Source organism: Blastomonas sp. CCH9-A1, from assembly GCF_001557175.1.
Classification (GTDB): domain Bacteria; phylum Pseudomonadota; class Alphaproteobacteria; order Sphingomonadales; family Sphingomonadaceae; genus Blastomonas; species Blastomonas delafieldii_A.
In genome coordinates, this window is record NZ_LSHM01000025.1 from 166,666 (window position 1) to 173,156 (window position 6,491).

At 64.4% G+C, this 6,491-nt stretch carries 6 protein-coding genes; 5 read left to right on the forward strand and 1 reads right to left on the reverse strand.

The genetic code is table 11. The annotated features are described in order from the left end of the window. Window positions 1-13: 13 nt before the first annotated feature. Window positions 14-1,321: an adenylate/guanylate cyclase domain-containing protein gene (locus tag AX725_RS07650; RefSeq protein ID WP_060980311.1), complete on the reverse strand. Its 1,308-nt coding sequence runs from the start codon at window positions 1,319-1,321 to the stop codon at window positions 14-16. Between the two features lie 116 nt (window positions 1,322-1,437). Between AX725_RS07650 and AX725_RS07655 the strand changes: the two genes are divergently transcribed. The 5 genes from AX725_RS07655 to AX725_RS07675 all read left to right on the forward strand — a co-directional run bounded on the left by AX725_RS07655 (window position 1,438) and on the right by AX725_RS07675 (window position 6,430). Beyond that, window positions 1,438-2,610 carry an acyl-CoA dehydrogenase family protein gene (locus AX725_RS07655; protein ID WP_060980310.1) on the forward strand — a complete coding sequence of 391 codons (1,173 nt, stop codon included), beginning with the start codon at window positions 1,438-1,440 and terminating at the stop codon, window positions 2,608-2,610. Window positions 2,611-2,716: 106 nt separating this feature from the next. Beyond that, on the forward strand, window positions 2,717-3,946 hold the full coding sequence (locus AX725_RS07660) for a hypothetical protein (RefSeq protein WP_060980309.1): 1,230 nt from the start codon (window positions 2,717-2,719) through the stop codon (window positions 3,944-3,946). A gap of 104 nt (window positions 3,947-4,050) precedes the next feature. Beyond that, a complete protein-coding gene (locus tag AX725_RS07665) occupies window positions 4,051-5,292 on the forward strand; it encodes a hypothetical protein (protein WP_060980308.1) in 1,242 nt (413 codons plus the stop codon). 74 nt (window positions 5,293-5,366) lie between these two features. Then, a complete protein-coding gene (locus AX725_RS07670; protein WP_060980307.1) occupies window positions 5,367-6,014 on the forward strand; it encodes a glutathione S-transferase family protein in 648 nt (215 codons plus the stop codon). Continuing rightward, window positions 6,011-6,430, forward strand: a complete 420-nt coding sequence (locus AX725_RS07675) for a GFA family protein (RefSeq protein ID WP_060980306.1) — start codon at window positions 6,011-6,013, stop codon at window positions 6,428-6,430. Before AX725_RS07670 ends, AX725_RS07675 begins: the two co-directional genes overlap by 4 nt. Window positions 6,431-6,491 lie beyond the last annotated feature (61 nt).

The window sequence follows — 6,491 nt, forward strand, 5'->3', positions numbered from 1 at the left end:
CGCAGGCGACGCGTTAAATCGCGAGCCGGATGATCTCGGCGCCGGGCTGTTCCTTGGCCAGCCGGAAGACGGGCACTTCGCCGACGCCCTTGAGCGTGATCTTTTCGGGCAGCTCGAAATGGCGGTCGCCGCGCCCACGCAGCCAGGTGGTCTCGGACACCGCAATGCCATCGGGATGCGCGGTGCCCTCGATCCGGGCGGCGATGTTCATCGTCTCGCCCCAATAGTCATAGGCCATGCGCGTCTCGCCGATCACCCCGCCGACGACCGGGCCGGTATGGATGCCGACGCGGATGTGCAGGTCGATGCCGGTCGCGGCGCGCAGGGCGGGAAGCCCTGCGATCACCGCCTCGCCGAAGCGGATCGCAGCATCGGCGCTGTTGTGCGCAGGATTGTTGCCGCCGCTGATCGCGAGATACGCGTCGCCGATCGTCTTGACCTTTTCGACCCCGGTTTCGGCAGCGCATTTGTCGGCGAGCAGGAAGAAGGCGTTGAGCAGATCGACCAGATGCCCGGGGGAAATCCGCCGCGACAGGTCGGAAAAGCCGCAAATGTCGATGAACACCACCGACACATCGGGATAGGCATCGGCGACCACCTGCCCGGCCTTAAGCCGTTCGGCCACTGCAGGCGGCAGCACGTTGAACAGCAGTTCCTCGGTCTTGGCCTTTTCCGCCGAGAGCGCATCGGACAGCAGGAAGCTCTGCCGGTGCGCCTGGCCGACCGACCAGTTGAGCAGCACCATCACCGAAGCGCTGGTGAGATAGGTCATCGTGCCATAGATCACCGGGACCATCGAGCTGCCGGTTTCGATCATTACAGTGAAATAGACCGCGGCGTGCGCCGCAAGCCAGGCGCCGAACCAGCGCGTCTGCCCGGCAAAGGCGATCGCGGCAAAGGCCATGACGATCAGGCCGTTGATGGCGATCGGCGCGTGCAGTTGCACGTGCTCGCGATGCATCTCCTCGAACAATAGCGCATTTTCCGCCATGATGAGGAACGCGACGCCCAGCAGGCTGGCAAAATCGATGATCGGCCTGGCCGCATAACCGCGCCAGAAGGTCGCGCCGGCAAAGCCCGCCAGGATCGCGAGCGTCGGCAGCAGCAGCACCGAGAACTTGAGCTCGTCCTCGCGCGAGAAATAGAGCGGATTGACCAGCGCATAGCCGATCAGCATCGCCGCGAGAAAACCCGCGAAAAGCCGCATATGCACTACGCGCGCCTGTCGCTCGGCCAGCACGAAGCGCGTTTCCAGCGCCGGGTCGAGGAAGCGCCCTGTCCCTGAGCGCGCCACTTCAAGCCTGTTCTGATCCTGCTGCATCGTGGGTCCCTCTGCCCTGGCGGCCCGGCCATCGCCCTTCCGATTAACATCGAGGAATTGACAAAGCGGTAACGGGCCCGGAATTTCGGCTGCAACGACACGAAGGGGAGGACGATTTGACCGATTTTGACAGCTGGCGCGCGCGCTCGCCTTTTTACGACGACAGCCATGAGGCGCTGGCGCAATCGGTCCGCCGCTTCGTCGCGCGCGAGATCGCGCCGTATATCGACCAGTGGGAGGCCGAAGGCGAGCTGCCGCGCGAGCTGCACCGCAAGGCAGCCGAGGCTGGCATATTGGGGCTGCGCTATCCCGAACAATATGGCGGCCATTCCGAAGGTTTCGACATCTTCCATGGCCTGACCCAGACCGAGGAGCTGGCGGCGGTTGGCGCGGGCGGGCTTTCTGCCTCGCTGATGACGCACGGCATCGGCCTGCCGCCGGTGCTGGCTTTGGGCAGCGAGGCGCTGAAGCAGCGCGTTGCCCCGCCGGTACTGGCAGGCGAAAAGATCATCGCGCTCGGCATTACCGAGCCTTCGGGCGGCTCGGATGTCGCGAACCTCAAGACCCGCGCCGAGCGCGTGGGCGACCATTATGTCGTCAATGGCTCCAAGATGTTCATCACCTCCGGCATGCGCGCCGACTGGCTGACCTGCGCGGTGCGCACCGGGGGTGCGGGCGCAGGCGGCATCTCGCTGCTGCTGATCGAGATGGATGCACCCGGTGTCACCCGCACCCGGCTCGACAAGATGGGCTGGCGCTGCTCGGACACCGCCGCCATCTATTTCGAGGATGTGCGCGTGCCGGCGGAGAACCTGATCGGGCCCGAGAATGGCGGGTTCATCGGCATCATGCGCAATTTCAACGGCGAGCGGCTCGGCATGGCGATGGGCTGCTGCGCCTATGCGCGGGTGTGCCTGAAGGAAGCGGCGGAATGGGCACAGAGCCGCGAGACCTTCGGCAAGGCACTGGTCAAGCATCAGTCGATCCGCATCAAGCTCGCCGATATGGCGCGCCGCATCGCCGCGACGCAGGCCTGGGTCGATCAATGTGCCTGGGCGGTCGAAAACGGGCGCGACCAGCCGGCGGATTTCGCGATGCTCAAGGTGCAGGCGACGCAGATGCTCGAAATCGTCGCGCGCGAGGCCGCGCAGATCCTGGGCGGGGCAAGCTATATCACCGGATCGAAGGTGGAGCGCATCTATCGCGAGGTCCGCGTCAACGCGATCGGCGGCGGATCGGAGGAGATCATGCTCGATCTGGCGGGGCGGCAGCTGTTCGGCGGGAAATGAACGAAAACGGAGGCAGTTTTTCCTGAAACCTCCGCAATCGAGCGGGTTGCGCTGGCTCCGCGCGGAACTTCATGGCCTGCTCGCTCCAATTTTGGGGCGGCAGTTCATGGATGGGATGGGCAGGGTCAGGCAGTTCGGCAAGATGGTCCGATCGGGCCTTGCCTTGCTATGGCGAAAATTTGTCGCGCTGTTCGCATGGGCACGCGAGGAAGCCTTTATCTCGCGCATCTATTATGAATCGATGCGCGACAATTTCGAAGGCTATGCCTGGGACAGCAACACCGCAAAGCAGAAAAAGACAAATGCGAACAAGGCGAAGCTGCTCAAGGCGCTCAAGCTGGAATTCGCCGCGCTCGATCCGCTGAAAGGTAACCGTGCGACGCTGGGCCAGCTGTTCAAGATCGAGCTCGCGCTGATCTGGGTGGTTCCAGAAGAAGCCTTGCGGGCACGGTTCTGGACGATCGAGGACCGATTCAACCGCGTCGTGCCGACCAGCGTGGCACGCTCGTATCGAAGCAGCTTCCAAACAGGACCGCAGGACAAGGTCCCCGAGAAGGTCCTGCGCCAGCGCGCTCGCAATCTGCTAGACGTCATTCACGCCAATTATCTCATCAACCTGGCGCGCGAGAAATCGATCAAGCGGATGATGGTGATCCTGTTTCTGGCTGCGGCCGGCATTGCCACGCTGGTCTATACCCAGGTCGCAACCACCAACGAGTTGGCAAAGCAGGGCCTGCTGGTGATTATGGCCGCAGGGATGGCAGGTGGCATGATTTCGATCGTGCAGCGCCTGCAAAAGGCCACCTCGCGCGATGCGACCGTCGATGACGGCATATTCGAGCTGATCGGCCTCAGGGTCGGATGGCTCAGCGTGCTCATGTCGATCGGCATTGGCGGGGTCTTCGCGCTGTTCCTTTATGTGCTTTCGGCGGCGCATCTGCTGGAAATTGTGCTGCCGGCCTTCAAGGAAACGCTCGGCGGCGGCATCAACGGGGCGATTGATCCCGCCAAAGCGGATGCGGTTGCAAAGGCAGCCGCCGATACCTCTGCAGCGGCGGCGGCTGCCCCGCCGACTGCGCCAGTTGGTGGCAATGGGGCCTCACCCGATCAGAACGCCGGATGGCGCAAGCGCTGCGACATAGAGTTGTGCAACAGCTGGCTGGCCCAAGTCACTGCCGCGCTCGGCTTCAAGGATATCGGTCAGTATTACAAGATGGTCGCGCTGGCTTTTGTCGCGGGCTTTGCCGAGCGGTTCGTGCCCGACATCATCAACAAGCTGACCAAGGAACCACCGCTTTCCTGGGGTGGTTCGAGCGGCGGGTCGAGACCATCCTGAGCGCTCCCTATGACCCAGCGCACTGCGCGTAGGACTCCCTGAAACTACAGGATGATGCTATCAGGCGACTCGCCTGCATGTCCTTGTTTTACCGGGAGCCTGCCATGCCCTTGCCCGCGCGTCGTTCCGCCGTGTTCAGCCTGTCCGCCGCCGCGATCGCGGTCCTGGTCGCCAGTCCCGTCAGCAGCCAGCAGGCAGCCAGCCCCATCGCGCGGTACGACATGGATGTCGGCACCGTCACGGGCCTTGCCGCCATGGGCAGCGGCATGGGCGCAGGGCTTTCGATGATGTTTGGCGGCGGCGGCAACAAGCAGGCGCACGAGCTCGTCCTGCGGCTCGGATCGTCGAGAGCCCCCGCCGCCGGAGCGCCCAAGGCCGACCATTTCATGCCCGCCGTCGCCAAGCTCGGCGCATCGGTTCCGCTGGTCAGCCCCAAGCCCGGCACCCGCACCGACATGCCCGAAGAGCTGCCCAGGGATTTCCAGCGCCCCAAGGGTCGGTTGCTGATCTATTGGGGGTGCGGCGCCAAGGCAGGTCCCGGCCAGCCGGTGGTGATCGATTTCGCTAAGCTGACCGCAGGCCAGGTGCCTCCCGATCTGTTTGCAGGCGCGATGCCGGTCGATCGCAGCGTCACCGTCGACAACAGCAAGACCTATGGCGAATGGCCCAATGCCGAGACACGCAAGCTGCTCTCGTCCGACAGCTCGCTGCTCGGCGAGCACCGCGTCGCGGGCAATTATTCGCCCGAAATCAAGTTCGCGCTGGCGCAGGACTTCATGCCCGCGATTACCGGCAAATCCTCGCCGCTGGCGGGCGGCGCGACGCAGATCAGCTGGAATACCGTCGCCAGCGCCACCGGCTATTATGCCTGGGTGATGACCGCCAAGACCAACAGCAAGGGCGAGTTCCAGGACATGGTCTGGTGGTCGTCCTCGGCCTCGCGCCAGTTCGGCGGAGCACTGTGGGACTGGATCGCACCTGCCCAGGTGGCGAAGCTGATCCAGCAGCAGGTCGTCATGCCGCCGTCGCAGACCAGCTGCACCGTGCCTGCCGAGGTGACCGCAGCGGGCGGCGAGTTCGCGCTCGGCAACCTCTATGCCTATGGCCCGGAAGCGAATTTCGCCTATCCGCCGCGTCCGGCCAATGCCAAGACGCCATGGAAGCCCGAATGGACCGCGCGCGTGCGCTATCGCTCCAACTCGATGTGGCTGCTCAACGGCCCCGACATGGACGCGATGATGCGCGGCGGCGACAGCAGCGAAGCCGAACCGCCCAAGAAGAAGAAAAAGTGCAAGGGTGGCCTTGGCGGCCTGCTCGGCGCAGTGGTCACCGGTGAGGGCTGCTGACCCGGCTTGGAGCACGCCCATGTTCCTGCTATGTTCCCAGCGCGACCTCGAGTCGGAACAAAGGGGATGAAGCCATGAGCGAGTTGATATTCTACACCAACCCCATGTCGCGCGGGCAGATCGCCCGCTGGATGCTGGAAGAGGTGGGCGCGCCGTACGAGCAGCGCATCGTGCAATACGGGCCCGAGATGAAGGGGCCGGATTACCGGGCGATCAACCCGATGGGCAAAGTCCCCGCGATTGTCCACGATGGCAAGGTCGTCACTGAATGCGCCGCGATCTGTGCCTATCTGGCCGAGGCCTTTCCCGAGGCCGGGCTGGCGCCGACGGCCGAGGAGCGCGCGGATTATTATCGCTGGATGTTCTTCGGCGCCGGACCGCTCGAACAGGCGATCATCAACCATGCGATGAAATGGGAGAGTCCCGAGGACAAGCAGGCGATGCTCGGCTATGGCAGCTACGAGCTTGCCGTCGAGACTCTCGTCGGGTGGCTGGCAGATCGCGACTATGTCTGCGGCGACCGGTTTACCGCAGCCGATGTCTATGTCGGCGCGCAGGTCGATTGGGGCCAGGCGTTCGGGACGCTTCCCCCTCATCCGGTATTCGCCGCCTATGCCGAACGGTTGCGCGCGCGCCCGGCCTATCAGCGGGGCAAGGCGATCGACAACGAACTGATCGCCAGGGCCAAGGCCGAAGCCGAAGCCGAAGGAGTCAGCGCATGACCCGGCAGGAAGGCGGATGCCATTGCGGCGCGGTGCGCTTTGCCGTCGACGCCCCGGGCGAGCAGGACGAACCTGCGCGCACCGCGCTGTGCCACTGCACCGATTGCCGCCGCTGCGCCGGAGCGCCTGCGGTCGGCTGGACCGCGGTGGCGAGCACGACCTTTCACCTGCTGAAGGGCACGCCGTCGGTCTATCATTCGTCCGAACATGCCGAACGCAGCTTCTGCCCGGTCTGCGGGACGGGGCTGTTCTATGTCAACGAGGCGGTGCTGCCCGGTCTGGTCGATATCCAGACCGCGACCTTCGACGATCCCGATGCCTTTCCCGCCATGGCGCATATCCAGACCGCCGACCGCATCGGCTGGATGAAGAACGCGCACGACCTTCCCGAATTCGAGCGGTTTCCGGAAGGGTAGCGGTCATCAAAATCCTCCCACAGCTCGCTGGGGGAGGGGGACCGCCCGCGCAGCGGGGGGT